Origin of the sequence: Pseudonocardia ammonioxydans (assembly GCF_900115005.1) — a bacterium.
Taxonomy (GTDB): domain Bacteria; phylum Actinomycetota; class Actinomycetes; order Mycobacteriales; family Pseudonocardiaceae; genus Pseudonocardia; species Pseudonocardia ammonioxydans.
The window spans coordinates 20,807-44,902 of record NZ_FOUY01000024.1 but is presented as its reverse complement, the minus strand read 5'-3'; the positions used below and the strand labels follow the sequence as shown (position 1 = coordinate 44,902).

31 protein-coding genes and 1 pseudogene are annotated in these 24,096 nt (G+C 72.5%); 15 read left to right on the top strand and 17 right to left on the bottom strand.

What is annotated here, in order from left to right; genetic code table 11:
• Nucleotides 1-39 precede the first annotated feature (39 nt).
• From BM093_RS21655 to BM093_RS21620, 11 genes are all read right to left on the bottom strand, one after another.
• Complete coding sequence (locus tag BM093_RS21655) at nucleotides 40-309, bottom strand: DUF421 domain-containing protein (RefSeq protein ID WP_143105470.1); 270 nt, start codon at nucleotides 307-309, stop codon at nucleotides 40-42.
• A gap of 204 nt (nucleotides 310-513) precedes the next feature.
• Entirely contained in the window at nucleotides 514-1,368 is an 855-nt protein-coding gene (locus tag BM093_RS21650; protein WP_093347863.1) for a hypothetical protein, read from the bottom strand.
• A 309-nt stretch (nucleotides 1,369-1,677) separates the two neighbouring features.
• Nucleotides 1,678-1,866 (bottom strand): hypothetical protein, encoded by a 189-nt coding sequence (locus BM093_RS21645; protein ID WP_093347860.1) that lies wholly within the window; start codon nucleotides 1,864-1,866, stop codon nucleotides 1,678-1,680.
• A gap of 223 nt (nucleotides 1,867-2,089) precedes the next feature.
• Nucleotides 2,090-2,296: a hypothetical protein gene (locus tag BM093_RS36710; protein WP_218162861.1), complete on the bottom strand. Its 207-nt coding sequence runs from the start codon at nucleotides 2,294-2,296 to the stop codon at nucleotides 2,090-2,092.
• Nucleotides 2,296-2,700, bottom strand: coding sequence for a hypothetical protein (locus tag BM093_RS21640; RefSeq protein WP_218162860.1), 405 nt, complete (start codon nucleotides 2,698-2,700; stop codon nucleotides 2,296-2,298). Before BM093_RS21640 ends, BM093_RS36710 begins: the two co-directional genes overlap by 1 nt.
• Nucleotides 2,697-3,305, bottom strand: coding sequence for a TetR/AcrR family transcriptional regulator (locus BM093_RS21635; RefSeq protein ID WP_093347857.1), 609 nt, complete (start codon nucleotides 3,303-3,305; stop codon nucleotides 2,697-2,699). Before BM093_RS21635 ends, BM093_RS21640 begins: the two co-directional genes overlap by 4 nt.
• A gap of 222 nt (nucleotides 3,306-3,527) precedes the next feature.
• Nucleotides 3,528-3,698 carry a hypothetical protein gene (locus BM093_RS36090; RefSeq protein WP_177238625.1) on the bottom strand — a complete coding sequence of 57 codons (171 nt, stop codon included), beginning with the start codon at nucleotides 3,696-3,698 and terminating at the stop codon, nucleotides 3,528-3,530.
• Nucleotides 3,695-4,069 carry a methyltransferase gene (locus tag BM093_RS38550; RefSeq protein WP_483880040.1) on the bottom strand — a complete coding sequence of 125 codons (375 nt, stop codon included), beginning with the start codon at nucleotides 4,067-4,069 and terminating at the stop codon, nucleotides 3,695-3,697. Before BM093_RS38550 ends, BM093_RS36090 begins: the two co-directional genes overlap by 4 nt.
• 397 nt (nucleotides 4,070-4,466) lie before the next feature.
• Complete coding sequence (locus BM093_RS21630; RefSeq protein ID WP_245773691.1) at nucleotides 4,467-5,345, bottom strand: GAF and ANTAR domain-containing protein; 879 nt, start codon at nucleotides 5,343-5,345, stop codon at nucleotides 4,467-4,469.
• A gap of 122 nt (nucleotides 5,346-5,467) precedes the next feature.
• Nucleotides 5,468-5,833, bottom strand: a complete 366-nt coding sequence (locus tag BM093_RS21625) for a hypothetical protein (RefSeq protein ID WP_093347854.1) — start codon at nucleotides 5,831-5,833, stop codon at nucleotides 5,468-5,470.
• Nucleotides 5,830-6,276: a helix-turn-helix domain-containing protein gene (locus BM093_RS21620; protein WP_093347851.1), complete on the bottom strand. Its 447-nt coding sequence runs from the start codon at nucleotides 6,274-6,276 to the stop codon at nucleotides 5,830-5,832. Before BM093_RS21620 ends, BM093_RS21625 begins: the two co-directional genes overlap by 4 nt.
• A gap of 260 nt (nucleotides 6,277-6,536) precedes the next feature.
• Between BM093_RS21620 and BM093_RS21615 the strand changes: the two genes are divergently transcribed.
• The 7 genes from BM093_RS21615 (at nucleotide 6,537) to BM093_RS37970 (ending at nucleotide 11,477) form a co-directional block, all read left to right on the top strand.
• Nucleotides 6,537-6,797, top strand: coding sequence for a hypothetical protein (locus tag BM093_RS21615; RefSeq protein WP_093347848.1), 261 nt, complete (start codon nucleotides 6,537-6,539; stop codon nucleotides 6,795-6,797).
• 122 nt (nucleotides 6,798-6,919) lie between these two features.
• A complete protein-coding gene (locus BM093_RS21610; RefSeq protein WP_093348083.1) occupies nucleotides 6,920-7,363 on the top strand; it encodes an Hsp20/alpha crystallin family protein in 444 nt (147 codons plus the stop codon).
• Nucleotides 7,364-7,524: 161 nt separating this feature from the next.
• On the top strand, nucleotides 7,525-7,968 hold the full coding sequence (locus BM093_RS21605; protein ID WP_093347845.1) for an Hsp20/alpha crystallin family protein: 444 nt from the start codon (nucleotides 7,525-7,527) through the stop codon (nucleotides 7,966-7,968).
• A 209-nt stretch (nucleotides 7,969-8,177) separates the two neighbouring features.
• Nucleotides 8,178-9,821, top strand: coding sequence for a PP2C family protein-serine/threonine phosphatase (locus BM093_RS21600; RefSeq protein ID WP_093347841.1), 1,644 nt, complete (start codon nucleotides 8,178-8,180; stop codon nucleotides 9,819-9,821).
• Complete coding sequence (locus BM093_RS21595) at nucleotides 9,818-10,939, top strand: cobalamin B12-binding domain-containing protein (RefSeq protein ID WP_093347837.1); 1,122 nt, start codon at nucleotides 9,818-9,820, stop codon at nucleotides 10,937-10,939. Before BM093_RS21600 ends, BM093_RS21595 begins: the two co-directional genes overlap by 4 nt.
• A complete protein-coding gene (locus BM093_RS21590; RefSeq protein WP_093347834.1) occupies nucleotides 10,936-11,340 on the top strand; it encodes an STAS domain-containing protein in 405 nt (134 codons plus the stop codon). Before BM093_RS21595 ends, BM093_RS21590 begins: the two co-directional genes overlap by 4 nt.
• 2 nt (nucleotides 11,341-11,342) lie before the next feature.
• A complete protein-coding gene (locus BM093_RS37970; protein ID WP_281248724.1) occupies nucleotides 11,343-11,477 on the top strand; it encodes a hypothetical protein in 135 nt (44 codons plus the stop codon).
• 495 nt (nucleotides 11,478-11,972) lie between these two features.
• Here the strand turns inward: BM093_RS37970 and BM093_RS35255 are convergent.
• The 3 genes and pseudogenes from BM093_RS35255 to BM093_RS21575 form a co-directional block, all read right to left on the bottom strand.
• Nucleotides 11,973-12,053 (bottom strand): annotated as a pseudogene (locus tag BM093_RS35255) (helix-turn-helix domain-containing protein); the annotation flags it as partial.
• A 157-nt stretch (nucleotides 12,054-12,210) separates the two neighbouring features.
• The gene (locus BM093_RS21580) at nucleotides 12,211-12,933 is read right to left on the bottom strand and encodes a VC0807 family protein (RefSeq protein ID WP_093347831.1); all 723 of its coding nucleotides are present in this window, start codon (nucleotides 12,931-12,933) and stop codon (nucleotides 12,211-12,213) included.
• Nucleotides 12,933-13,553 (bottom strand): TetR/AcrR family transcriptional regulator, encoded by a 621-nt coding sequence (locus BM093_RS21575; protein WP_093347828.1) that lies wholly within the window; start codon nucleotides 13,551-13,553, stop codon nucleotides 12,933-12,935. Before BM093_RS21575 ends, BM093_RS21580 begins: the two co-directional genes overlap by 1 nt.
• Before the next feature lie 156 nt (nucleotides 13,554-13,709).
• On the opposite strand from BM093_RS21575, the gene BM093_RS21570 reads away from it, so the two are divergent.
• From BM093_RS21570 to BM093_RS21545, 6 genes are all read left to right on the top strand, one after another.
• Nucleotides 13,710-14,546: a CPBP family intramembrane glutamic endopeptidase gene (locus tag BM093_RS21570; protein ID WP_093347825.1), complete on the top strand. Its 837-nt coding sequence runs from the start codon at nucleotides 13,710-13,712 to the stop codon at nucleotides 14,544-14,546.
• A gap of 198 nt (nucleotides 14,547-14,744) precedes the next feature.
• The gene (locus BM093_RS21565) at nucleotides 14,745-14,987 is read left to right on the top strand and encodes a hypothetical protein (protein ID WP_177238622.1); all 243 of its coding nucleotides are present in this window, start codon (nucleotides 14,745-14,747) and stop codon (nucleotides 14,985-14,987) included.
• Nucleotides 14,988-15,201: 214 nt separating this feature from the next.
• The gene (locus BM093_RS21560) at nucleotides 15,202-15,684 is read left to right on the top strand and encodes a hypothetical protein (protein ID WP_093347818.1); all 483 of its coding nucleotides are present in this window, start codon (nucleotides 15,202-15,204) and stop codon (nucleotides 15,682-15,684) included.
• 218 nt (nucleotides 15,685-15,902) lie between these two features.
• Entirely contained in the window at nucleotides 15,903-16,268 is a 366-nt protein-coding gene (locus BM093_RS21555) for a DUF2267 domain-containing protein (protein WP_093347814.1), read from the top strand.
• A gap of 509 nt (nucleotides 16,269-16,777) precedes the next feature.
• Nucleotides 16,778-17,107, top strand: a complete 330-nt coding sequence (locus BM093_RS21550; RefSeq protein ID WP_093347811.1) for a hypothetical protein — start codon at nucleotides 16,778-16,780, stop codon at nucleotides 17,105-17,107.
• 245 nt (nucleotides 17,108-17,352) lie between these two features.
• Nucleotides 17,353-18,735: an NAD-dependent succinate-semialdehyde dehydrogenase gene (locus BM093_RS21545; RefSeq protein ID WP_093347808.1), complete on the top strand. Its 1,383-nt coding sequence runs from the start codon at nucleotides 17,353-17,355 to the stop codon at nucleotides 18,733-18,735.
• Here the strand turns inward: BM093_RS21545 and BM093_RS21540 are convergent.
• The 3 genes from BM093_RS21540 to BM093_RS21530 all read right to left on the bottom strand — a co-directional run bounded on the left by BM093_RS21540 (nucleotide 18,695) and on the right by BM093_RS21530 (nucleotide 20,996).
• Nucleotides 18,695-19,879, bottom strand: a complete 1,185-nt coding sequence (locus BM093_RS21540) for a peptidoglycan glycosyltransferase FtsW (RefSeq protein WP_093347805.1) — start codon at nucleotides 19,877-19,879, stop codon at nucleotides 18,695-18,697. The genes BM093_RS21545 and BM093_RS21540 overlap by 41 nt on opposite strands.
• Nucleotides 19,872-20,546, bottom strand: a complete 675-nt coding sequence (locus BM093_RS21535) for a DedA family protein (protein WP_093347802.1) — start codon at nucleotides 20,544-20,546, stop codon at nucleotides 19,872-19,874. Before BM093_RS21535 ends, BM093_RS21540 begins: the two co-directional genes overlap by 8 nt.
• A gap of 99 nt (nucleotides 20,547-20,645) precedes the next feature.
• Entirely contained in the window at nucleotides 20,646-20,996 is a 351-nt protein-coding gene (locus BM093_RS21530; RefSeq protein WP_093347799.1) for an ArsR/SmtB family transcription factor, read from the bottom strand.
• A gap of 87 nt (nucleotides 20,997-21,083) precedes the next feature.
• Here BM093_RS21530 and mgtA point away from each other — a divergent pair, with 87 nt between their 5' ends.
• Together mgtA and BM093_RS37965 are read left to right on the top strand one after the other, a co-directional pair.
• Nucleotides 21,084-23,789, top strand: a complete 2,706-nt coding sequence (gene mgtA, locus BM093_RS21525; RefSeq protein WP_093347796.1) for a magnesium-translocating P-type ATPase — start codon at nucleotides 21,084-21,086, stop codon at nucleotides 23,787-23,789.
• Nucleotides 23,786-24,001 carry a twin-arginine translocase TatA/TatE family subunit gene (locus tag BM093_RS37965; RefSeq protein WP_093347792.1) on the top strand — a complete coding sequence of 72 codons (216 nt, stop codon included), beginning with the start codon at nucleotides 23,786-23,788 and terminating at the stop codon, nucleotides 23,999-24,001. Before mgtA ends, BM093_RS37965 begins: the two co-directional genes overlap by 4 nt.
• Nucleotides 24,002-24,096: the final 95 nt, after the last annotated feature.

Genomic DNA, 24,096 nt, shown 5'->3' with positions numbered 1-24,096 from the left:
CGACCGTCCTCTATCAGCGGCCTGGGCTTCGCCTTCAGATCACGCCGCCTCGGGCCATCGATACGCGACCGCGTCGATCACCACGCTCCAGAGCAGGACGGTCGCCACCAGCAGGAGACCGTCCGGTATCGAGCTCAGCCGGTCACCGGTCAGCCCGGCGCTCGCGGCCTCGGCGACGAGCACGACCAGCAGGACGTCGGTGATCCCGAGGCCACCGGACTCGCGCTGACCCACGAGGCGCAGCATCGCGGTCAGTGTCAGGAACGTGAGCGTTCCGCGGACGAAGATCTCCAGTACCGGAACGCTCATGCTGAAGATGGCATCCCAACCCGGCATCACACTCTCCCGACGACACGGTGGCAACGGCGTTCCGGACCCTCGACGACGAGCAGCGGCACCGGCCGGACGGCCGCTGTGACGACGGTGGTGCAGGTCTGAGGGAGGGCGTCCCGGGGGTCCGCCGGTCCCGCTCGGCCGGTGCCGTGGGCCCGTCGTCCGTGCCGGCCGCGGTCGTCACGAGTCGCCGTGCTCGCGGGCCTGCTGCTCGTGGGCCTGTTGCTCGAGGGCCTCGACGCGCTGCCGCTCGCGGAAGCCGTAGGTGGCGTGCCGGATGGTGGCCTCGTCCTCGAGGCCGGAGCCGACCGCGCCGGCGACCAGGCCCATCACGGTCGCCATCAGGGCGGTGTCGAGGTAGTCACCGAACCCGCACGGATGGCCCAGGTTCGTGGCCAGGTAGTCCGGGGTGATGAACAGCAGGCAGGCGAGCAGGACACCGGAGAACAGGGTGGCGAAGAAGACCACGGCGCCCATCGTGACGGTGAGCAGCGTGCTGGCGTTACGCAGCGTGGTGGGCACGTCGTCGCGGCGGGCCGGCGTGATGGACGGTTGCCACAGCCCGTGGCGGGTGACGATCCAGACGACGTAGATCGCGATCGCGGCGGCGCAGGCCAGCACGATCCGCCACTCCGACAGGGAGTCGGCCAGCATCCAGATGCTGGAGTAGAGCACTCCGAACGCGGAGCCGGCCAGGGAACCACCCAGCGCGGCCGACAGACCCCATGTCAGTTGCCAGGGCCGGTTCGCACGGGTCATGCCGAGCAGCAACCGGATCGTGCCGATCCGGTGGCCGAGCACGATCTTGCCACCGACGTCGTGGTCGGTCGGGTCGAGCACGTGCAGCGTGCGGGCACGGTGCAGGTGCGGGTCGTCGCGCAGCGGCGTCCGCGCCGAGCCGGGGGCGACGATGTCGGCGGCCATGTGGGTGGCCAGGAGTGCGACGAGGCGGCGGGTGCGGCGTACCAGGTCGGCGCCGCCGAGCGCCGGCAGCGACACCACCGCGGTGCTGTCGTCGGCACCGATCTCGGCCACCGCGACGCCGCGGCGATCGCGCAGAGGTGCGTCGGTCAGACAGACGGCCAGGTCCCAGTCGCTGGTCCGGACCCGTTCGCGGGCCCGGTCGAGCAGGCGCTCGTAGGTCGAGTGCGCCTCGAACGCCGCGCACGACCTCGACCCGCCACCGCACCGCCACGTCGGCCACTCGTTCGGGCAGCCGCGTCTGCAAACCGCTGTTCAGGCGGTCCGCGACCACAGTCGGGAGATCCGGATCGGCGAGGATCCCGACGACGACCTCGTGGCCCTCGGCGGAACCGGCCTCGCCCGAGGACGCTGCTGCAGCGCTCACGAGCTCGGACGCTGCTGAGCCAGCCGCCAGACCGCGCCCGTGCACTCCTCGGGCAGCGGCAGCATCGGGTGACCCTTCACATCGGTGCTCCACCGATGCCCGCCCCCGGCGTCGCAGTCGTAGAACCCGGACACAGGTGCACGTTCGCCGGGCTTGAGCGTGACCGTCTCATCGTTCTCGGCCATCTCCACGTCCTACCCACACTGCGCCGACGCATACGCCGACGCGGCGTCATGGAGTCGCTGTCGCGGTCCTGACCGCGGCTACCTCGTCACCGTGGCGCCAGCGGGAGCCGGTGACCGAGGACCTGACCGGCCGGTGAAGCCCACCCCCCGGGGGGCCGGCCGGCATCCCTACCGGCGAGGGAGTGAGAAGCCCCGCCGGGGGCGTAGGCCGCTCCGACCTCTGCTAGGACGACCAGGTCTGCGCGGCGTCGGCGCGCCGGAACGTCATCGTGACGTACGACGAGAAGCCCGCCCTCCGGGTGAACCGCACCGGCCGGATGCGCGATTCCACGGAGCCCAGCTTCCGGTACAGGCCCAGCGCGGGCGCGTTCGTGTCCTTGATGTCGCGCAGGACGAACTCCTCGAACGTCAGGCGGAGCAGATGTTCCATCAGCGCGGTGGGGACCCCGTGCCCTGGAACCACGGAGCTGTCGTGACGAATCCGATCTCGGCGAGGCCCGGCCGCGCCCCGTCGTAGGCGCCGAGGAACTGGTTGCGGATGATCAAATAGCTCGTCAGCCCGTGCCACCGGCCGAGACTGCGCTGGAGGGCCCTGCGCTCGGGCTCGAAGCACTCCTGGTCGCCTTCGGTGACCGACGCGACCGCCGCGGGCGCGCCGTCGACGAGCGCGACGACGAAGCGGTCGAGCAGGAGCATGTGCTCGAACGCATCGGCCAGCGTCTGCGGATCGGTGGAGAAGTACGCGAAGTCCTCGGCGAATCCACGCACGAGCACCTCGGTCGTCCTCCGCCGGCAGCTCTCGCCCAGCTCGTCGGCCCGGCGTATCTCGATCATGTCCCTCGTCCTCCGGTGAGCAGGCGGAGGACCAGTGCGACGCCGGACTCGCCGAACTCGTCATCCATGGCCCGCCGCATGGTCGCGATGCCGGACAGCGTCGCGAAGTAGTACCCCGTGACCTGCTCGGGGTCGCCGGCGGCGAACTCGCCGCATTCCTGGCCGCGTCGCACGAGGTCGGCGAAAGTCCGCCAGAAGGAGCGTTGTGCCGCGGCCATCCGCCGTGCCGTCCCCGGCGGGGTGTCGGTGAGGAACCCCTGATTGATGACTTGGAAGAACTCCAGCGCTCCGCGCTCTCCCACGATGTCTGCGAGGAACGTCATCGTGAAGTCCCGGACGAGCACGAGGGGTGACCCGTCGCGCTGGAGCCGCTCGGCCGCGGCGTCGAGGCCGGCCGAGGCCTGCGCGAGCAGGTGCTCGAACAATTGCTCCTTGCCGGAGTAGTGGCGATAGATCGACCCGGTGCTCAGCCCCGCCTCCGCTGCGATCTGCCGCATGTTCGCGGCAGCGAACCCGCGGCGAGCGAACACGCGGACGGCCGCCGTCTGGATCGCCTCCTGCGTCGCGGCGCGGAGGGACTCGTTCTGCTCCGGGGTTCGTGGCATCGCGCTCCGTCGAGTGAACTACGTTGAATGAACTGGTGTTCATTTTATTGCACCTCGCCCGCCTCCGCCATCACGGCCCGCTGTCGTTCATTTGGCGTGGGCGATGCAACGGGTCCGCGACGAGACGGTGCTGTAGCGCCTCGACATCCCCGGAGCCAACGCCGTACTGGACGACGCCGTCGCGGAGGCCGGGGCAAGCGACGCACCGGGTACGGGCCGGCGTCAGCCGCGCGCAGTGCCGGCGGACCACGCCGTGCGGTTCGTGCACACCGCGACGCCGTCCGCGACGCCTCCGGCGAGGACCGCCGCGCGCTGACAGAAGTGTGCCCACATGTGCAGCTGCAGCTCCTGGCTCAGGCCCAACCGGTCGTAGAACAGGTCGGCCACGGTCACCGCTGCGTGCCCAGGACTCGATCTCGAACAACAACTCCCCGGCCAGCATCCCGGCCCGAACTCGATCTGCCCTGCTTCGGGATGACCTCGCCGGGTGGCGAACCGGAAGCACGTCGGTCGACGGGCCACCACGCGGACCGGGCCGTCCCACGATCCCGGCAACCGTACTGCGGGTTCGCGGTGATCAGCCCGAACCGGCGGCCGGGCACGGCGGCGAACAGGTCGTCGCGGTGCACCGCCAGTCCGGCGTGGTGCAGCCGGCCGTTGAGCCGGGCCACGCAGGTCGCACGCCGCGACAGGTCGACGGCGCTGACCGAGCGGGCCCCGCTGCGTGCGGCGGCCAACGCGACGGTGCCGGTTCCCGTGCAGATGCGAGTACCTCGCGTCCGGACGCCCGGCCGGACTGCGCCATGGCGCGTGCGAGCAGCTCCGAGTCGGACTGTGGCCGGTAGACGCCGGGCGGGCAGAGCAGCAGCGCCGCCATGTCAGGACCCCGCCGTGTCGGGGGCGGGCCGGTGCACCGTGCCGGGCCGGTACGCCCACCGGTCGGTGTGGGTAAGCGTCACCATCACCGGAGACCTCCGCCGTACGGCACGGCTGACGCTCACCGGGTACCCACAGGCAGGACGTTCATCCGTACCGCGGACCGTGCCGGCGCACTCCCGGGAGCTGCGGGCGACGGCGAGGCCGGTGGTCTTCGACGCACAGCGGAACCGTGCTGATCGACAGGGCTTGGCCCGGGCGCATTGTCGGCACAGGGCCGGAAGCTCAGCTGTCGGTGCCGGCAGGCGTCGCCTGGCTCCCGAGCTCGTGGTGGCGGGTCGCCAGGGTCTCGGCGATGTCGGACAGCTTGACGTTGAGGTCCTGGGAGGTGCGACGCAGGATGTCGAACGCCGCACCGGCGTCGATGTTGCGGCTGGCCATCAGGATGCCCTTGGCCTGCCCGATGACGTCGCGGCTGTCGACCGCGCGCCGCAGGTTGGTCTCCATCAGCTGCGCGCTCGTGCCGGCGTGGGTGGCCGCCAGGGCGAGGGAGGCGTGGGTGGCGAGCAGGAGCACCTGGTCGGGGTCGACGTCGTCGAGCCCGTGCGGCTCGCGGGTGTAGATCGTGAGCGCGCCGGACGGGGCCCGGGCGGGCTCGGATCCGTTCTCCGAGCCGGGGCGGTCGACGCCGATCCGGGCCCGCAGGTGCGTGGACAGGACCGAACCGACGCCGAGTTCGCGGGCGGCCGGGGCCCATCGCGCCCACCGTCGTTCCGTCGACAGGTCGCGGGACAGCACGGGTACCGGGCTCCCCAGCTTCGCGGCCTCGATCGCGGGTCCCTCCTGCAGCTTGCGCTGCAGCTCGTCGATCTCGGCGGGCCCGGGCCCGTGTGCGGCGGCCACGTCGAAACGGTCGCCGGTCCGCAGCACCACGCTGATCCGCTCGGCCCGGGGCACGAGCCCGACGGTGGCGGCCACGATCTGGCCCAGCACGTCACCGACCGAGGCCGCGTCCAGCAGGCTGTAGGTCAGGACGGCGAACTGCCTGCCGAGCGGGCCCAGCGGGAACCCGTGGTCGCGCAGGGGTTCGCGGTGCTCGGTCGCGGCGTCGGTCCAGTCGCGGACGAACCGGTCCCGGTCGGCGTCCCACTGCCGTTCGTCCACCACTGGCTCCCTTCACCGGTCCATCCGGATCCGTTCCGGTTGGTCACTCGGTTGACATCCCACTCGCGTCCGCGACTCCTCGGACGATGTCCGATGCACCCCCGTCGCTGTTACCGCACATCTCACCGCGGTGAGGCCCGGGTGGCGAGCACACCCGTCTCTCGCGGCCGCCGCCCGCCCACCGGCCGGTCGGTGTGCGCGTCCCCGCCACCCCCCACGGTGTGACCGGGCTCGTCGGTGACCTCGGCGAGGCGTACCCGGGCCAGTCGCTCGACGAACTCGGGCAGGCAGGCGACGGGCGCACCGGCCAAGGTCAGTTCGCGCAAGCTGTCCTCTACCGCGGTCACGACGTCGCGGGTGGTCAGTCGCCCGGTCATGATGAGCAAGCTGAACTCGCCGCTCAACCGCCGGATCGCGTCGTCGCGGGCGCGGGCCGCGACGGGTCCCGCGGTCCGGGGGGCGGTGCTGGTGGTCGGGGCAGCGTTCACTCGGGGACCTCCCGATCGTCGGAGGACGGGCGATCATCGAAGGACTCGGAGTCATCGAAGGGCAGCGGCTGGTGCGGACCGTCCGCGGTGGGCGCGTGCTCGGATGTCGCCGGACGGGTGTGGCCGAGCTCGACACGGAGACGGTCGACCTCGGCGTTCGCGGCGGTGAGCTGCGACTCGCTGGCGGCCAGGTCGGTGCGGAGCTGGTCGATCGTCGATGCCGACTCCAGCGAGTGGCCGTCGTCGAGCAGCTCACGGAGCCGGGCGGCCCGCTCGAGCTGACGGCGGGAGTAGCGCCGGTGACCGCCCGCCGAACGGTGCGGGTTCACCACCCCTGCACTGTCCAGGCTCCGCAGGAATGCCGGCTCGACGTCGAGCAGGTGCGCGGCCTGGCCCATGGCGACGGCCGGGTAGTCGGGGTCGTCGAGCCGTTCTACTCCCATCCGGGACTCCTCTCGCGCTACGTGCCACCGGACACCGGGTGATGTGCATCGTCCACGGCAGGTCGTCGTCCGGTGAGCGGACGCTCCGGTCGTAGGTACTCACCGATCAGCACACCTGGACGAGTGCCCATGTGGTGACTGTAGCCCTAGGTGGCCATTACATCGTCTCCTCTCCTGCAGCAGACCTGGCGTAAATACTACACTGGTAACTGTAGATATACAGCATCCGCTGTCAGGGGCGATAGCGGCGGAGAGAGAGGGTGTCGATGGTGATGCGCGCGGCGTGGAGGAGTGTGCGCGCCCTGGTGGTCGGGGTCGGACTGCTCGTCCTGGTGCTGCTTGCGGCGGTCCTGATCGACCGGTGGGCGCGCGTTGGAGGCGTGGTGTGGGCAGTGGTCGCGTTGCTGACGCTTCCGCTGACGGGGGCCGGGATGATCCTCCACGATCACTGGGCGATGGCCAGGCGGGCGGGAGGGCGCGCGATCGAGCGGCGCCGACCGGACGCGCACATCAGCGCTTGACAACCGAAAAATCTCAACTCTAGAGTTGAGGTATCCGCCCGTTCGGGGCGGATAGTTCTTCGGCACGGCATGTGGTTGATCTGAGTCGAGGGCCCGCGGGCCCCGGAGAGGGGTGGTTCGTGATGTTGATGCGGACGGATCCGTTCCGCGCCCTGGATCGTCTCGCCGCGCAGGCGCTCGACACGACGGGAACGTGGTCGCGGCCGGCGGCGATGCCGATGGACGCGTGGCGACACGGTGACGAGTTCGTGGTCGAGTTCGACCTTCCCGGGATCGACCCGGACGCGGTCGAACTGTCCCTGGAGCGCAGGACCCTGACGGTCAAGGTGGAGCGTCGTCCGACGCAGGCCGAGGCCGACGACGTGGAGTGGGTCGCCTCCGAACGGCCCTACGGCGTCTGCTCCCGGCAGCTGATGCTCGGCGACGGTATGGACACCGACCGGATCCGGGCCTCGTACGAGGCCGGTGTGCTGCGGGTGCGGATCCCCGTCGCCGAAGCAGCCAAGCCCCGCACGATCGCGGTCGACAGCGGCCACTCGGCCGACCGGACCCAGATCACCGCCTGAGCGGGGTGCAGGGTGCAGGCACCGGGCCGGGCGCGACCGCCGTCCCGGCCCCTCCAGCGGTCTCCACCACGGTCGGCGCGCCCGACCGTGGACAGGCGGCCGGCGCCGGGGCGTCCCACCACGGGCGACCGGCGCCGGCCCGGCGAGAGGAGTGATGTTCGATGCTGATGAGGACGGACCCCTTCCGCGTGCTGGACCGGATGGCACAGCAGGCGTTCGACGCACCGGGGGGAACGTGGTCGCGGCCGGCGGCGATGCCGATGGACGCGTGGCGCCACGGTGAGGAGTTCGTGGTCGAGTTCGACCTTCCCGGGATCGACCCGGACGCGATCGATCTGTCCGTGGAACGGACCACGCTCACGGTCAAGGCCGAGCGCCGACCGCGGGCCGGTGAGCAGCCGGAGGAGATGGTGGCCTCCGAACGAGCCTACGGCGTGTTCTCCCGTCAGCTCCTCCTCGGCGACGGGCTGGACACCGAGCGGATCCGTGCCTCCTACGACGCCGGGGTCCTGCGCCTCCGGATCCCGGTCGCCGAGTCGGCCAGGCCGCGCACGATCGCGATCGAGTCCGGCACCTCGCAGGACCGTCCGCAGCTCACCTCCTGAGACGGCCCCCGCGGGGACACCACCCGCGGGGGGACGGCGCGTCTCCCGAGACCGTGCCCCGGCGCCGCCCCCTCCGGCGCCGGGGCACGCAGGGCTCTGCCGGGCTGCATCGCCGGGCCGGGACGGCGCAGCCTCTGTATCGTTCCCACGATGACCTTCGACCGGCACCCGACCTCGGCCGCCGGCCCGCCGAGCGCGAGGAGCCGCCCTTGAGCGTCGTCCGAGCCTCGGCGTCCGAGCCGACCCCCACAACCGACACCCCACGGGACGCGGGCGGCGCGGCGGCGCTGACGGTGAGCCCGTCCGGCCTCGTGCTGGAGGCCCGGCAGTCGGCCGCCGCTCTGTTGCCGCAGCTGCGGGCCGGGGAGCCGCTCGCGCAGGTCGTTCCGTGGCTGGCCCCCGCGCACGACGCGGCGTGCGGACGGGCGGAGGCGCCCGGACCGGTCTGCGACGTCGTCGACGGCCGTGCGGTGGACGCCCGCCCGGTCCGGCACGGCGACGGGTCGATCACCTGGTGGCTGATCGACGTCACCGTCGTCCGTTCGCTCCGCGACGAGCTGCGACTCGAACAGGCCCGCGCCTCGTTCCTGGCTGAGGCGTCCGCGGCACTGCTGGGATCTCTGAACGTGTTGCGCTGCATAGAGATCTCTGCTGACCTCGCGGCGAGCCGACTGGCCGATGCCGCCTTGGTGATCGCCCCCGAGACCCGGGGCCGGTGTCAGGTGGCGAGCGCGGTGACCGGCACCCGTACGGCCCGGACCGTGCTGCGCCGTATCGACACCGAGCAGCTGCCCGGTCTTGCGGAGGCATTGCAGGGTTTCCCGCCGGTGCCGTCGCGCTGGATCGACCCGGCCCTCGCCCCGGCCTGGCTCGCCCCGGACGGCTTCGGCGAGATCGGGTCCGTCGTGGTCACACCGTTGCCCGGCCACGGCGTCCCGGCCGGCGCGCTCGTGCTGCTGCGCCGCGCCGGTTCCGGCCCGTTCAGCGAGGGCGAGGAGACCACGGCACGCGAGTTCGCCACGCGGGCCGGACTGGCGATGTCGGCCGCCCGGATGTTCGCCGACCAGGCCTCGATCACCGACACCCTGATGCGGGAGCTGCTCCCGCCGACGTTGCAGCACCTTCACGGCGTCGAGTTCGCCGGTGGCTACCGGCCCTCCCAGGACCACGAGCGCGTCGGCGGCGACTTCTACGACGTCCACCCGGCAGTCGAGGGGTCGGGGGGGACCCTCGCGGTCCTCGGGGACGTGTGCGGCAAGGGCCTGGAGGCGGCCGTGTTCACCGGCAAGATCCGCAGCGCGCTGCAGGCGCTGTTACCGCTCGCCGAGGATCACCCGCGGCTGCTGCGTCTGCTGAACGACGCGCTGATCACCGACGCCCACGCCCGCTTCGTGACGATGGTGCTCGCCTCCGTGACCCGCCGCGGCGCGGACATCCGGCTGCGCCTGACCTGCGCGGGTCACCCACCGCCATTGATCATCCGGGCGGACGGCCGGGTGGAGGAGGCCGCCACACACGGCACGCTGATCGGCGCACTGCCGTCGATCGAGAGCACGACCTTCACGACCGCTCTCGCACCCGGCGAGACCTGCCTGCTCTACACCGACGGCATCACCGAGGCCCAGGGCGGCCCGCTCGGCCGGGACATGTTCGGCGAGGACCGCCTGCGGCGGGTCGCCGCCGAGTGCGCCGGGATGCCCGCCGAGGCCGTCGTCGAGCGGGTGCAGATGGTGGCCGCCCAGTGGGCCGGCCGCAACAGCCACGACGACATGGCCGTCATGGCCGTCACCGCGCCACACACCCACCACCTCGCGGCCGTCGACGGCCGTGGTCCGGGCCGGTTCACCGCATGAGTACACACAGCGACCGGACCACCCGGTACGCCGACCGGCTGTGGGAGGCGGTGCTGCGTCGCGCCCAGCACACCGCGGCCGAGGTCGTCGCCGACGCGCTGCGTGACGGTCTGGACGCCGAGTCCGTCCTGCTCGAGGTGATCGGGGCGGTCCAGGCGCGGGTCGGGCGCGAGTGGGCGGCGAACCGCCTGTCCGTAGCCCAGGAACACGCCGCTACCGCCATCAACGACCGTGTGATCGGCATCGTCGCACCGACCGGAGCAGCCCCGGTCGAAGGTGGGGGGCCCGGACGGGTCACGGTGGCCTGTGTCGACGGCGAGTGGCATGCGTTTCCCGCCCGGCTGCTGGCCGAGGTGCTGCGCCTGCGCGGTTTCGACGTCGACTACCTCGGCGCCCAGGTACCGTCGCCGCACCTGATCACGCATCTGCACCGCACCGGCCCGGACGCGGTGGCGCTCTCGTCGTCCCTCGCGGTCCGGTTGCCCACCGCGCACGCGACGATCTCCGCCTGCCAGGCGGCCGGAGTGCCGGTGATCGTCGGGGGAGCCGCCTTCGGGGCGGACGGCCGGTACGCCCGCCTGCTCGGTGCCGACGCCTGGGCGCCCGACGCCCGGTCGGCGGCCGACACCCTCGCGTCCGGATTGCCCACGCCGGAGCACCCGAACTCCCAGCCCCTCGACGACCTGCCACACCTGGCCGACCAGGAGTTCACGCTGGTGAGCCGCAAGGCCCCGGCACTGGCCGCCTCGGTGGTACACCGGCTGGCCGAGCGGCTCCCGGAGGTGGGCGACTACGACGACGCGCAGCGTGAACGGACCGCGGAGGACGTCCGGCACATCGTCGACTTCCTCGGTGTCGCGCTCTACACGGGCGATCCGGGCATTTTCACCGACTTCCTCGACTGGACCGCATCGATCCTCGCCGCACGGTCGGTCCCGGCACGGGTACTGGCTCCCGCCCTGGACCTGCTCGGCGAACAGCTGCGCGACTTCCCGCGTGCCGCGGCACTGGTGCGGTCGGCGTCGGCCGGGCGTTCCACGCCCGGGCCCTCGGCTGCGGGGGACCCGCCGTCGCCTGCAGCCGACCCGCCCCGGGACCGAACCGGAGAGCCGGCATGAACGACCTGGGGGAGCTGTCCCTGACCGGGAGCCGTCCTCGCGCGGACACCGCCCGGCTCGCGATCGCCGGTGATCTCGACCACACCAACGCCGACCAGCTGACGAAGGCGGTCGAGGAGCTGCTGGGCGAACACGGTGCGGTGCGCTGGCTCCGGCTGGACTGTGCGGGCCTGCAGTTCTGCGACTCCTACGGGCTCGCCTCGCTCCTGATGGTGCGCCGACTGGTGACCGCAGCCTCGGCCGAGCTGCACCTGGACAACCGCGCCCGCGCACTCGAACGGCTGCTCGTCGTGACCCACACCGTCGAGTACCTCACGGGCGCCTGCGACGACCGCGAGACGGAGCCGCGCGAAGCCCGGCCGGGACCGTTGCCGGAGAACTCGTCCGAGGGAGGCACCTGACGGTGGGGAGCAGGAGGCGACGCGACCGCACGACGTACTGGGGCGCCCGGTACACGCGCAGCTGGTTCACGCTGCTCGCCGGGATGCCCCTGCTGTTCGGCACCTACGTATCGCCCCTGGACGGCACGTCGGGCTGACTCCTGCTCGCACCGCTGACCGTGGTGATCATCGGCGCTGTGGCCGACCCCGCCGGCCGTCGTCCCGGACGAGGGCATCCGGCTCATCCTGCGGGGCACGACGACCCAGACGACGGGCCCCACCCATCCGTAGCCGGCGACCCGGCCGCGGAGCTGTCCACGGGCGGGACCCCGGCCGACACCGCGATCACGCCCGCCAGAACTACCAGGGTCAGCAGCAGACGGGCCGCCACCATCGTGCGATCACCAGCACCCTGTCCTCCCACCGGCGATCAGGTCGAGGCGCGAGGGTGCGGGTTGACGAGTGCTCCCTCGGGTACCCCCGCGCCATTGGGACGTCACATGAGCGTTGACCAGCGCGGAGGTGCGCTGCGGGCAGCAGCGGATCTTCCGCAGAATCTTCCAGCTCGTGAACATCGCGGTCGCGCGTTCACCGGGGCCGGGTTGCGTCGCGAGGGCGGCGCCGACGTCCACGCCGTGGCACGTCCAGCTTCGTGCCGCGGCGGCGAGGACGCCGATCGCTTTGCGGATGTAGCGGAACGCCGTGGTAGTGCCGATCCCGAACCCGGCGGCGAGGTCGTCGGGGTGAAGCCGCTGTCCCGCGAGGGGCCGGCAGACGACGACGAACCACCCATCGCTGTCGACCCGGACACCTGGCATCGGGTCAGGCACAACCTGTGGGCCCGTCCTGTGGTGGACGCCGTCGGGCCGTGGCTCGAATCGCGCGGCGCCGTCACGGATCCTGGTGGTCGCGGCCCTCGGCGACGCCGCCGAGTCCTGCTGTCTCCGCGCCCTTGCCGTCCCGCACCGGGGGTGTCGCCCGCTGAGGGCCTCCGGCGACGAGTCGACGCCCGTAGGCCTTGCTCACCTGCACGACAGCGATCAACAACACGACCAGCAGCGCGACGCTGAGCAGCGGAACGAGGTCGACCGGCAGGGTGTAGGCCATGACGATCCGAGCGACGGCGTCGAGGAGGAACGCCATGCCCCATGCGAACGTCATGACGCGCAGGACACGGCGGAACGTGGCGTCGTTCGCCCAGTCACGTTCCCATGAGCGGGCGGTCGTCGCGGGCAGCAACGGCAGGGTGGCGGACAGCAGGAAGGGGCGGGGGAGCCACAGTGTGGCGATGATCCAGAGGCCGACCAGTCCGGTCAGGTAGCTCTCGCGGGCCAGCAGAAGCCGCGGATCACCGGTGAGGAAGCCGATGGCCGTGCCGGCGCCGAGGATCGTGAGGGTGAAGACGGCCGGCAAGCCGATCCGGCGTTCGGTGACGAACCTGTAGACGAGTGTCAGAACGGGCACCACGCCGCTGAGGATCAGTGCGAGCCACTGGTTCACACCGACCCACCGCAATCCGTAGAACAGGGCCAGCGGCGCGGCGATGTCGAGCCCCATCATGACGAGCTGCGCGCGGGGGTCAGGCCGATCCGGTTCCGGCGGCTTCGTCGCCATCAGGGGCTCTTCGCGGTGGCGAGTCCGACGAGCGTGATCAGCTCCCGGGTGTAGGTGCCGATGTCGAAGCGCGGATCGCGGCCGATCCTGCCGGCTGCGGCGTCCACAGCCGCGCGGATCGCGATGGCCATGGCGCGAGTGGCGAAGTCGCGGAACTCGCCGGTCTCCTGACCATGACGCAAGGTGCCCTCCAGGTGCTCGATCAGCCCATCGTCCTGGGGGCCGTAGCGCGGGGAACCGTCCGCGTCCCGGAAGTTCATGACGATGTCGGTCAGCACCCGCACGAGGTCGGGATTCGCACCGATGAAGGCCAGGTTCGCCTCCAGGTACCCCCTCAACGCCGCAGTGGCGGTCGGCGCCTCCTCGAGCCGTGTGTCGATCAGTCGACCGGCCCGGCCGAACAGTTCGAGCGCCACCTGTTCGGTGAGCTCGTTCTTGCTGGTGAAGTGGTAGGCGATCACTCCCTTGCTGATGCCGGCTCGCTTCGCGATCTCGGCGAGGGATGAGCGCGCGTAGCCGAGCTCGCTCATCGTGTCGATCGCGCACTCCACGATCTGGATCCGACGTGCCTGCTCGGTGAAGGTCGACGATTGACCAATCGTACTAGGATTAGACCGCACGTTCAGACCGTAGCACGGTCGGTCAGTAATCTGAAGGCTCCGGCGCCGCGACGGAGGTGGCGGGGGGACGCCGGAAGCCACGGGTCGGGAGAACCCGATATCGATCCTCGGGCGGACCGGCTCGGTCGTCCCCGCCCGGCTGGCGAGACTCGGACCATGAGCGTCGTCACACATCCCGCCACCGGTTCACGAACGACACGGGCCGGGGTCGACCTGACCTGGTTCGCCGTCCTCACAATGCTGGTCAGTTGGGTCCCGCTGGCCATGACGATCGCCGTCGGCCGGCCGGGTGACGTCTGGTTCCTCGTGGGTACGTCCGGGCCGACGCTCGCCGCGCTGCTGCTGTGGCTCGCGGGACACCGGCGGCCGCGCGGCCCGGCGCGTCCCGTCCTGACCCGGGTCTGGGCGTGGGTTCCCGCCGCGCTGGCACTCGGGCTGCTCCCGTCGGCGGCCGCCGTTGCCCTGGCAGGTCCGATGTTCGACCCGGCGGCCGCTGCGACGATGATCGAGGACGTCGGCGGCCTGTTCCCGGCCCTGATGATGCTGCTCCTCGCGGGGCCACTCGCCGAGGAGTTCGGCTGGCGCGGATACGCCCAGCCACGGCTGTGCCGCCGGCTCGGGCCGGTCGCCACATCCGCCGTCCTCGGCGCCGGATGGGCGGTGTGGCACCTGCCACTGTTCTTCGTTCCCGGCACCAGCCAGGCCGAGATGGGCATCGGATCGCCCGCAGCGACGTTGTTCCTCATCTCCTTCCTGCCGCTGTCCTATCTGTTCTGGTTCGTCACCGAGCGGCTCTCCGGCGGTGTCGCTGGTGCGGTGCTCATGCACGTGGCGCTGAACACCGGAGTCACGTTCGGTGGGATCTCCTCGGACGCCGCGATGGGGGTCGTCCTGGGGACCGCGACTCTGGTTTCACTGGCGGTCGCAGCCCTCGGGCCTCGCGCTGCCTCCCTCACTGCAACGGCCCGGACTCCGGCACGACCGGTGCGATGATCGCGACGTAGCCGCGCGGCGGGTGAGCAGAGCCCGGACACCGAGCTCGAGGCGGTGGCGTTTTGGCTACTCCCGGCCCGGATCGGCGATGCGGGTGGACCCGGCTCCCGCGCCGTCCTCGGTGGCGGGATCACCGGGCACCTGCCACAGCCGTCACGGCGACGCAGGCCGCGGGCCGGTCTGGTCGTCGTGCCGCTCGTGGCCGCACTGGTCCTCCCACCCGACTACCTCGGCTCCACACTGATGCAGCCGCCCGGAGTGAGCGACTATGTGATGATCGCCTGGCTGTCGATGTCGATGGGCACGGTCGCCGGCGCACTCGGTTCGGGATTCGCTGACGAGGACGCCATCCGCCAGGCCGCCTGCAGCCGCCGCGAACAGGAACGCCGTGCCCGGCTGAGCCGGCAGGAGCCCGACGGCGCCGACACCAGCCAGGAATGACCCGCACCTGCTCAGGAGCCCAGGACCAGCCGAGCGAGCGGCCGGATGAGGTTCGGCGCCGGGGATCAGCAGGGGGATCTTGCGATCCGCACGCACCAGAAGCAGCACTCATGTTTGCGGCCCAGACCGCGCGGTAACCCCCTAAAGACATTCCGCGTCGAGTTGAGGACCAGCTCACCGGTCCGCCTTGAGCCGACACACCCTCTCTGTTGCAGTGTTCGGCTCGCTCAGCACCGGAGAGTGCCTCATGATGCCCTCGCATGCCGGTTCCCCGTCGCCCGGCCCCGCCCGACTGACGATCGAGACACCCGCGCCGGGTGTCCGGCTGCTCGGTGTGAACGGCGTGCTGGACTCGGGCGCCGGAGCACGGCTACTGCGCCTGATCGACTCGCAACTGCTGCTGGCCCGCGGCGGCCACAAGCGAGTCGTTGGTGTGATCGTCGATGTATCGCAGCTGGAAGCGCTCGAACGAGGTGGGTCCCAAGCTATCGAGCACGCCCGCTACGCCTGCACCCGGCGCAACATCGAGTTCGCGATCGCAGGCCATCCGTCCGGGCTCACGGCCGCGAGCGTCTCGGCACGCACCCGCCTCGGACAGGTTCGCAGTTTTCCCACCGTGGACGCGGCCCTGCGCTCGGTCGCCCGTGACTCCGTCGCTGATCGACACGAAGCCGCAGCACATCTCGGCACCAACTAGCCACTGAAAGGGCCAGTCCCGGTGCTTTCCGACGTCGCTCAAGGAATGGCCAGGTCCGAACCCTCATCCACCTTCGCCGGCGTGCTCGAGAATTGCGCTGGATGTGACGAATCCGCTCACAGCAGAAATGCAACGCGCCGTCCGCGTTCGATAGCTGAGGGGCACGGCTCCACCCCGACCCCGTCCACCTTTCCCGACCGGAAGGAGAGCCACCTCCGATGCACTACGACGAGCTGTGCGCCGCCGTGCGCACCCGAACCGATCTGAGCACCGCCAACGAGGCCAGTACCGCGATCACCGGCACCATCGAGCTACTCGGCCGACGACTGGCCGGAGGCGAGCCTGCCAACCTGGCTGCCCAGCTGCCGGGCGAAGTCCAAGAGACCCTTGTCCGCCACACCGGTCCTGCCGAGGCCTTCGACGTCGACGAGTTCCTGCAGCGGCTGGCCGACTACGAAGGCCCAGGCCGCACCCCCGAGCAAGCCCCGTGTGCACGCCCGGGTAGTGCTGGACCTGTTGGGCCAGTTCGTCAGCCCCGGCGTGCTCGACAACGTCCGGTCGCAGCTACCAGCCGGATACGCTGAGCTGTTTCCCGGATGACCTACGACATCGTCTCACCCCGGGTGTGATCTCCCCGCCACCTTCTCGACGGCGCGGTCGGCCAGGGCGTCGGCGAGGCACGGGATCGAGCCCCCGGACGGGCCCGATGGTGCATTCCGAACCCGGGAGCCGCTCGCGCCGCGTCCGATCGTGACCACGGCGACGGCCGGCTCCGGCTCCCCACCTCGCGTGTGCCCGCCCCGCCGGACCCTGCGAGCGGGCCGGAGCCCGCCCGGTCCCTGCGCGCCGAGATCGCCCGCGAGATCGCAGCACGACGCGCGGCCGCGCGGGCCCGACGAGCCTCCGACCGGGACGCGGTGAGCACGCCACGGACCGGAGCCGTGGAACACGGGCGCGGCGCCGCCGGACGGGTGGTGTCGGCGGGTCGCACGTAGCGGATCCGGAGATCGGCACGAGGCCACGGGATGCACCGCACGGTGTGCGCCGTCCCGCTCCCGGGGCGGCGCCGGGCACGTCGGAGAGGACGACGACGATGAGTGCAGACCCGCAGGCCGCCCCACCCACGGCACCGGCCACGGCCCCACCGCGCACGGTGCCGGTCGCGGCCGGGACGAACCTGAGGCGCGGGGTGTCGGTGCTGGGACCGAACAACATCATCGGGGCGCCGTTGCCGGCGGGTTCCTACACCGCGCTGGGCCAGTGCGCCGGTGGCTCGGTCACCGAGGGCAACGCGGTCAACTTCTGGTGGGTCAAGATCAGTAGCACGCACGGGGACGGGTGGGTCTCGGCGGTACGGGTCCTGGAGGGCGGCAACAACCAGCCGATCGCGGGAGTGGCCGAACTGCCCACCGTCCAGGCCTGACGGTGCTCCGGGCCGGTGTCGGTCGCCGCGCCGGCCCGGGTGCGGTGCGGGCCCCGGTGATCGTCACGGCGGTGGCCCGGACGACGTTTGCCGAGGGCCCGGCCGGGCAATCCGCGGGGGACGGGCGCCGTCGGAGTGTGCGGCGCGTTCCGGGTGCCGGCACGGGTGCCGTACTCCGGGCGGAGCCCGCCGCTTCAGCAGCAGCGGCGGCGGCCCGTGTCCGCGACAGGAAGGGGACCGTGTCCATGTCTGCCTACGTGACGGCGAACCCGGCGACCGGCCGGACCGAGAAGGAGTTCCCCGAGCTCGACGCTGCGGGGGTGGCCGAGGTCCTGGGCCGCGCGCACGGGGCCTACGCCGGATGGCGAGGCACGCCGGTGGCCGAGCGGGCGCAGATCCTGACCCGGGTCGCCGAGGCCTACGAGGCGCGGCGGGACGAGCTGGCCACCCTGATCGCGACCGAGATGGGCAAGCCGATGAAGGAGGCCGCGGGCGAGGTCAAGCTCGCGGCCGCGATCTACCGCTGGTACGCCGAGCACGGGCCGGACCTGCTCCAGCAGGAGGTGCTCGACCCGCAGGGCGCCGCGGAGTCCCTGGTCGAGACCGAGGCCGTCGGCCTGCTGGTCGGGGTGATGCCGTGGAACTTCCCCTACTACCAGGTGGCCCGGTTCGCCGCGCCCAACCTCATGGTGGGCAACACGATCATCCTGAAGCACGCGCCGATCTGCGCGGCCTCCTCGGAGGTCATGGCGGAGATCTTCCACACCGCCGGTGTGCCCGCCGACGCTTACATCAACGTGTTCGCGACCAACGAGCAGATCGCCGACATGCTCGCCGACCCGCGCGTGCGCGGCATCTCGCTGACCGGCAGCGAGCGGGCCGGGGCCTCGGTGGCCGAGACCGCCGGGCGGAACCTGAAGAAGGCCGTCCTCGAGCTCGGCGGTTCCGATCCGATGATCGTTCTCGACGACGGCGACCTCGAGCGGACCGCCACGGTCGCCGCCAAGGCTCGGCTGATGAACGCCGGCCAGGCCTGCAACTCCCCGAAGCGGATGATCGTGCCGAACGACAAGGTGGACGACTTCGTCTCCGTGCTCGTCCGGACGTTCGAGTCGGTCCGGGTGGGCGATCCCACGGACCCGGACACCCAGGTCGGCCCGCTGTCCTCGGTCGGGGCGCGGGACGGCGTGGTCCGGCAGGTCGAGCGGGCCGTCGAGCAGGGTGCCACCCTCCACACCGGCGGCGGCGCGCTCGACGGCGACGGCGCCTTCATGCGTCCGGCCGTGCTGACCGGCGTCACCCAGGACATGGACGCCTACTCCGAGGAGATCTTTGGCCCGGTCGCCGTCGTCTACGGCGTCGACTCGGTCGACGAGGCCGTCACGCTCGCCAACGACGTGAGCTTCGGCCTCAGCGGATCGGTGTGGGGCAGCGACATCGACCGCGCACAGCAGGTCGCCGACCGGCTCGAGGTCGGCATGGCCTACGTCAACGAGCACGGCACCACGCTGCCCGGGCTCCCCTTCGGCGGCGTCAAGCGGTCCGGCTTCGGTCGTGAACTCGGCCGGTGGGGGATGGGCGAGTTCGTCAACACCCGGCTGCGCCGGACCGCCAAGGCCAAGGGCTGACCGGCGGTACACCGTCGAGGCGGGCGGCGTTGGCCAGCAGTCCGAGCAGGAACATCGAGCTGACCAACGCGGTCCCGCCCGCCGACACGAGCGGGAGCTGCTGCCCGGTCACCGGGAGGAGACCCACGACGTAGCCGACGTTCATCGCGGCCTGTGCCACGAACCAGGTCGCGGTGGCGGCGGACACGATGCGGAGGAACGGGTCCCCGGTCCGGGCGGCGATGCGCAGTCCGATCCGGCCGAGCGCGCCGTACAGGGCCAGCACCGCGAGGCCGCCGAGTAGGCCGAGCTCCTCACCGATCACGGCGAAGATGAAGTCGTTGGCCGCGTTGGGCAGGTAGTCCCACTTCGCGCGGCCCTGGCCGAGCCCGGTGCCGAGCACACCGCCGTCGGCGAGGGAGAGCAGCGCCTGCCGGGACTGGTAGCCGGCCCCGAGCTCGTCGCCGGAACCGAGGAACGCGACGATCCGGTCGCGCCGGTACCCGGCGGTCCAGCCCAGCACGGCCACACCGAGCACGGCACCGCCGCAGAGCCCGGCCAGCAGCCTGCTCGGTGTCCCGGCGAACCACAGCAGCGCCAGCATGATCACGCCGAGGGCGACGGTGGTGCTCAGCGCAGGCTGCAGCATCAGCAGTGCGGCCATCGACAGCGCGACCGGCACCACCGGGAGCAGGGCGACGGCGCCGCGACGCACCGTCCGCCCGCGCAACGCGAGCACGTGCGCGCCCCAGAGCAGCAACGTCGTCTTGGCCAGCTCGCCCGGCTGCACGGTGAGGCCGCCGATCGAGACCCATCTCCGGGCACCGCCGCGCACCTCCCCGACACCGGGGACGAGCACGGCGATCAACGCCACCAGGCACAGGAGCAGGAGCACCGGGGTCCAGGCGCGGATCCGTGCCGGCGGGACCCGCATCGCGACGGCGAACGCGATCGCGCCGGCGACGAGGAAGAACAGGTGCCGTACGAGCGCGGCGGTGGCGGCACCGTCGGTCACGCCGCGGCCGCCCGCGGAGGCCGAGAGCACCATCACGAGACCGACCAGCAGCAACGCGCCGACCACGGTCAGGAGCAGGTGCAGCGACGGGGCCCGCTCGAACCGGGCCGCGCCGGCCCGCAGCCGTGATCGGCGCGATGGTTCAGTCATGGGTGACCGGGAGCGGCCGTACCGCCCGGCCGTCGCCCGGGCCGGTGTCGCCGGCGCCGCCTCCCGGCACGGTCGGCGCCGCGCGGGCTCGTCGCGCGCGGGCACCGGCGCGGTGCCTGCGGAGCTTCCAGGCGGCCACCCCGGCCACGATCCCGACGGCGAGCACCACCCAGCCGAGCACGCCGAAGGTGTGCTCGAGCCGCTCGGCCGCCTCGCGGAGCAGGTAGCCGGCGGTGACGTGCAGGGCCGCCCAGACCGTCGCGCCGAGACCGGCGGCGGGCAGGAAACGGTGCAACGGCAGTCCCGACGCCCCCGCCGCGGCCGGCGTCATCGTCCGCACGACCGGGAGGAAACGCGCGCCGAGCACCGCCCACGGCCCGTGCCGGCGCAGGGTGCGGGCGGCGTCGTCCCACCTGTCGCGTCCCATCCTGCGGATCAGGCGGGTCTCACGCAGCCGCGGGCCGAGCCGGCGGCCGATCGTGTAGCCGATGGCGTCCCCGCCCAGCGCGGCGCCGGCGACGACGCCGGTCACCAGGGCCGCCGCCGGCACGTCGGGAACGGCCATGGCGGCCGCGAGCAGCACCGTCTCGCCGGGCAGGACCAGGCCGACCGCGAGCGTGCACTCGCCGAGCGAGACGACGCCGGCGACGAGCACCACCACCCACACCGGGACGGAGCCGAAGAACTCGATGATCTCGGAGATGGGAGCTCCTCGGGTTCGGGGACGGGTGGGTCGGGCGGATCTGCCGATGCCGGCGCAGCGGTGTCAGGCGCTTCCCCGCGCCGGCCGTCCGTCCGGAGGGCGGCGCCGCGCCTGCTGTGCCGAGACGATCGACCGCACCACCGTGACCACATCGGGGTCGTCGATGACGTAGATCTGGTGGCGCCCCTCGCGGCGTGCCCGGACGAGCCCGGCGAGCTTGAGCTTCGCGAGGTGCTGGCTGACCGCGGCGACCGGCTGGCCGAGCGCGCCGGCGATGGTGCCCACGTCGCACGGCCCGTCGGCGAGCAGCCACACGATCTGCAGCCGCGAGGGGGCGCTGAGCATGCCGAACGCCGCTGCGGCGTCGGCCAGCAGTTCGGGATCGAGCAGCTGCGGCTCCGGTCGCTCCGGCATCGCTCTCCCAACAGTTGCACCATTCGCGCAACTGTTACGGTACGCGGCGGGTCCTGCGCCCGGGACCCGGGACCCGAGGAGCACGCCATGGACCGGACGACCGAGGCGGTTCGCGCCACGGCGGGTCCCGCGTCGACCCTCGCGCCCGGCCGGCCCGCCGTGGACGGCGAGGCGGCCCTGCGGCGCTGGGCCGATGCGGACGCGTTCGTCCTGCTGCGCGGTCTGGAGACCTCCCGGCGTGGCCTCACCGAGGACGTCGCCACGGCACGACTGGTCGAGTACGGGGAGAACGCGCCGGCGGTCGAGCGCCGCGCGGCGGCGGGCTGGTTCCGTCACGCCCTCGCGAGCCCGTTCGCCGGGCTGATGGCCGTGCTCGGCACGCTGCTCGCACTGGCCGAGGCCCCGGCGAGCGCCGTCATGGTTCTGCTGATCGCCGTGCTCGGTGTCGCACTGCGGCTCTGGCACCGGGTCCGCGTCGACCACGCCGGCCGGGTGCTGCGCGCCCGGATCGGCACCACCGTCACCGTCCGGCGGCGCCCGGCGCCGGGATCGGCCCCGCGGGAGCGCGAGGTACCGCCGGAGGACCTGGTGCCGGGCGACGTCGTCGTGCTCCACGCCGGCGACCCGGTACCCGCGGATGCCCGGTTGCTGCGCGCCCGGGACCTGCTGGTCGATCAGTCGGCGCTCTCCGGGGAGCTGCTGCCGGTGCCCAAGGCGCCGCCGGTCGGTGCCGGGGCGTCCGGTGGCGGGCCGGCGCGGCGCCGGATGCGGAGCCGTCCGCGGTCCGCGGGCCCGGTGACCGGGCTCGGGTCGTTGCTGTTCGCCGGCGCCACGATCACCCGCGGCGAGGCCACCGCCGTCGTCCTCGCCACCGGCCCCGCGACCCACGCCGAACAGCTCGCGGGCCGGGCCCGTCACCCCCGTCCGGAGTCCGCTGTGGACCGTGGCGTGCGGTCGGTGAGCTGGACGTTGGTCCGGTGCATGCTCGTCGCCGCGCCGCTGGTGCTGGTCGTGAACGGGATGGTCTCCGGGGACGTGCGGCAGGCGCTGCTGTTCGCCGTCGCGGTGACGGTCGGGCTGGCTCCCGAGCTGCTCCCGCTCATCGTTGGGACGACCCTGCTGCGGGGCGCGGCCGGGCTCCGCGACGCCGGCGTGCTGGTGACCCGGCCGGAGGGCATCCAGGACCTCGGTGCGATCGACGTGGCCTGTCTGGACAAGACCGGGACGCTGACCGAGGACCGCGTGGTGTTCACCCACTCGGTCGACCTCGACGGCCGGCCCGATCCCGGCCCGGGCGACGCCGCCGCGGTCGCGGTGCGGTTCCAGACCGTGCCCCGCGACGGGATCGACGAGGCACTGGCCGAGGCGGGCCGGGACGGGTCCACGGTGCTCGCCCGGGGACTGTTCGCCCCGCTCGACGAGCTGCCGTTCGACCACCTCCGGCGCCGTGCCGCGGTGGTGCTGCGCGACGGTCACCGGCCCGGCGCGCTGGTGATCGTGCGCGGGGACCCGGACACCGTGCTGCCCCGCTGCACGCACGTGGTCCGCGGCGGCGAACCCGTCGAGTTCACCCGGGCGCTGCGCGCCGCGGCGGCCGACGTGGCCGACGGTCACCGGGCCGGCGGCATGCGGGTGGTCGCGGTCGCGACCCGGCACGGCTCGGAGCACGATCCGGACCCCGAACGCGAGCTGCTGCTCCTCGGGTTCGTCGGCATGGTCGATCCGGTGCGCGCCTCCGCGGTCGCCGCCGTCGAGCGCTTCCGCACCCAGGGCGTCGCCGTGAAGGTCCTGACCGGCGACGACACCACGGTCGCCGAGCAGGTCTGTGCCCGCGCGGGTATCGAGGTCGGGGACGTGCTCGACGGGGCGGCCCTGGACGCGCTCGACGACGGTGCGCTGACCCGCGCCGCGGCGCGGACCACGCTGTTCACCCGGCTCGGCCCGCTGCAGAAGGAGCGGGTGGTCAGGGCCCTGCAGGCCGCCGGGCACACCGTCGGCTTCGTCGGTGACGGCGTCAACGACGTCGGCGCGCTGCGGGTGGCCGACGTCGGGGTCGGCGTCGACGGTGCGGTCCCGGCGGCCCGGGCGGCCGCCGACATCGTGCTCACCGACCGTGGACCCGGTGCGGTCGTGACCGCCGTCGAGGAGGGACGGCGCACGCTCGGACGCGCCACCCGCTACCTGACGGTGGCCGCGGCGCTCAACGTCGGCAGTGCGCTGTCGGTGGTGGTGGCCGCCGCGGTGCTGCCGTTCCTCCCGCTGCTGCCGACGCAGCTGGTACTGCAGAGCGTGCTGTTCGGCATGGCGGCGTTGTCGCTCCCGTTCGACCGCGTCGAACCCGGCTGGCTCGCCCGGCCGCGGCGCTGGGACACCCGCGGGATGCTGCGGTTCATGGTGGTCCTCGGGCCGCTGTCCTCGGCCTTCGACCTGGTCACGTTCTGGGCCGTCTGGCACTACCTGGGCCTGGACACACCCCAGGAGCAGGCGGTCTTCCAGGCCGTCTGGTTCATGGAGGGTGTGCTGTCCCAGGTGCTGGTGCTGCTCCTGCTGCGCACCCGCGCCGGCCGCCCGACCCGTCCCGTGGTGCTGACCGTGACCGCGGTGGTGGCCACCGGCCTCGCCCTGCCGTTCACGCCGCTCGCCCCGCTCTTGGGGATGGCCACACCGCCGTCCGCGGTGTGGCCGCTGCTGGCCGCGGTGGTGACCCCGTTCCTGCTGTGCGCGGCCGCGACCCGGTCGCTCTACCTGCGTCACGTGCTGGGCATCCACCCGGCGGACAAGGACCGACGATGACCCCTCCCGGACCGACCCAGCTCCTGATCGTGCTGCTCGCCGTCGTGCTGCTGTTCGGGGCGCGGAAGCTGCCCGACCTGGCCCGCTCGGTCGGCCGGTCGAGCCGGATCCTGCGCGCCGAGCTGAACGCCGACGCCGGGCCGGACCCGACCGGTGCGGACGACGACGCGGACCGTGGCGGGAACGGGCCGCCTCCGGCGCCCGGTCGCTGAGCCCCGGCCCGCACAGGGCACATCCGGAGCAGGGCACATCCGGGACAGGGCGCATCCGGGACAGGGCGCATCCGGACAGGGTTACGGGGAAGAGG

Excerpts from the sequence above, each read along its gene's own strand:
- BM093_RS21655 (WP_143105470.1), bottom strand. The coding sequence starts at position 309 with ATGAGCGTTCCGGTACTGGAGATCTTCGTCCGCGGAACGCTCACGTTC.
- BM093_RS21645 (WP_093347860.1), bottom strand. The coding sequence starts at position 1,866 with ATGGCCGAGAACGATGAGACGGTCACGCTCAAGCCCGGCGAACGTGCA.
- BM093_RS36710 (WP_218162861.1), bottom strand. The coding sequence starts at position 2,296 with ATGGAACATCTGCTCCGCCTGACGTTCGAGGAGTTCGTCCTGCGCGAC.
- BM093_RS21640 (WP_218162860.1), bottom strand. The coding sequence starts at position 2,700 with ATGATCGAGATACGCCGGGCCGACGAGCTGGGCGAGAGCTGCCGGCGG.
- BM093_RS21635 (WP_093347857.1), bottom strand. The coding sequence starts at position 3,305 with ATGCCACGAACCCCGGAGCAGAACGAGTCCCTCCGCGCCGCGACGCAG.
- BM093_RS21620 (WP_093347851.1), bottom strand. The coding sequence starts at position 6,276 with ATGGGAGTAGAACGGCTCGACGACCCCGACTACCCGGCCGTCGCCATG.
- BM093_RS21610 (WP_093348083.1), top strand. The coding sequence starts at position 6,920 with ATGTTGATGCGGACGGATCCGTTCCGCGCCCTGGATCGTCTCGCCGCG.
- BM093_RS21605 (WP_093347845.1), top strand. The coding sequence starts at position 7,525 with ATGCTGATGAGGACGGACCCCTTCCGCGTGCTGGACCGGATGGCACAG.
- BM093_RS21595 (WP_093347837.1), top strand. The coding sequence starts at position 9,818 with ATGAGTACACACAGCGACCGGACCACCCGGTACGCCGACCGGCTGTGG.
- BM093_RS21590 (WP_093347834.1), top strand. The coding sequence starts at position 10,936 with ATGAACGACCTGGGGGAGCTGTCCCTGACCGGGAGCCGTCCTCGCGCG.
- BM093_RS21580 (WP_093347831.1), bottom strand. The coding sequence starts at position 12,933 with ATGGCGACGAAGCCGCCGGAACCGGATCGGCCTGACCCCCGCGCGCAG.
- BM093_RS21570 (WP_093347825.1), top strand. The coding sequence starts at position 13,710 with ATGAGCGTCGTCACACATCCCGCCACCGGTTCACGAACGACACGGGCC.
- BM093_RS21555 (WP_093347814.1), top strand. The coding sequence starts at position 15,903 with ATGCACTACGACGAGCTGTGCGCCGCCGTGCGCACCCGAACCGATCTG.
- BM093_RS21550 (WP_093347811.1), top strand. The coding sequence starts at position 16,778 with ATGAGTGCAGACCCGCAGGCCGCCCCACCCACGGCACCGGCCACGGCC.
- BM093_RS21545 (WP_093347808.1), top strand. The coding sequence starts at position 17,353 with ATGTCTGCCTACGTGACGGCGAACCCGGCGACCGGCCGGACCGAGAAG.
- BM093_RS21540 (WP_093347805.1), bottom strand. The coding sequence starts at position 19,879 with ATGACTGAACCATCGCGCCGATCACGGCTGCGGGCCGGCGCGGCCCGG.
- BM093_RS21530 (WP_093347799.1), bottom strand. The coding sequence starts at position 20,996 with ATGCCGGAGCGACCGGAGCCGCAGCTGCTCGATCCCGAACTGCTGGCC.
- mgtA (WP_093347796.1), top strand. The coding sequence starts at position 21,084 with ATGGACCGGACGACCGAGGCGGTTCGCGCCACGGCGGGTCCCGCGTCG.
- BM093_RS37965 (WP_093347792.1), top strand. The coding sequence starts at position 23,786 with ATGACCCCTCCCGGACCGACCCAGCTCCTGATCGTGCTGCTCGCCGTC.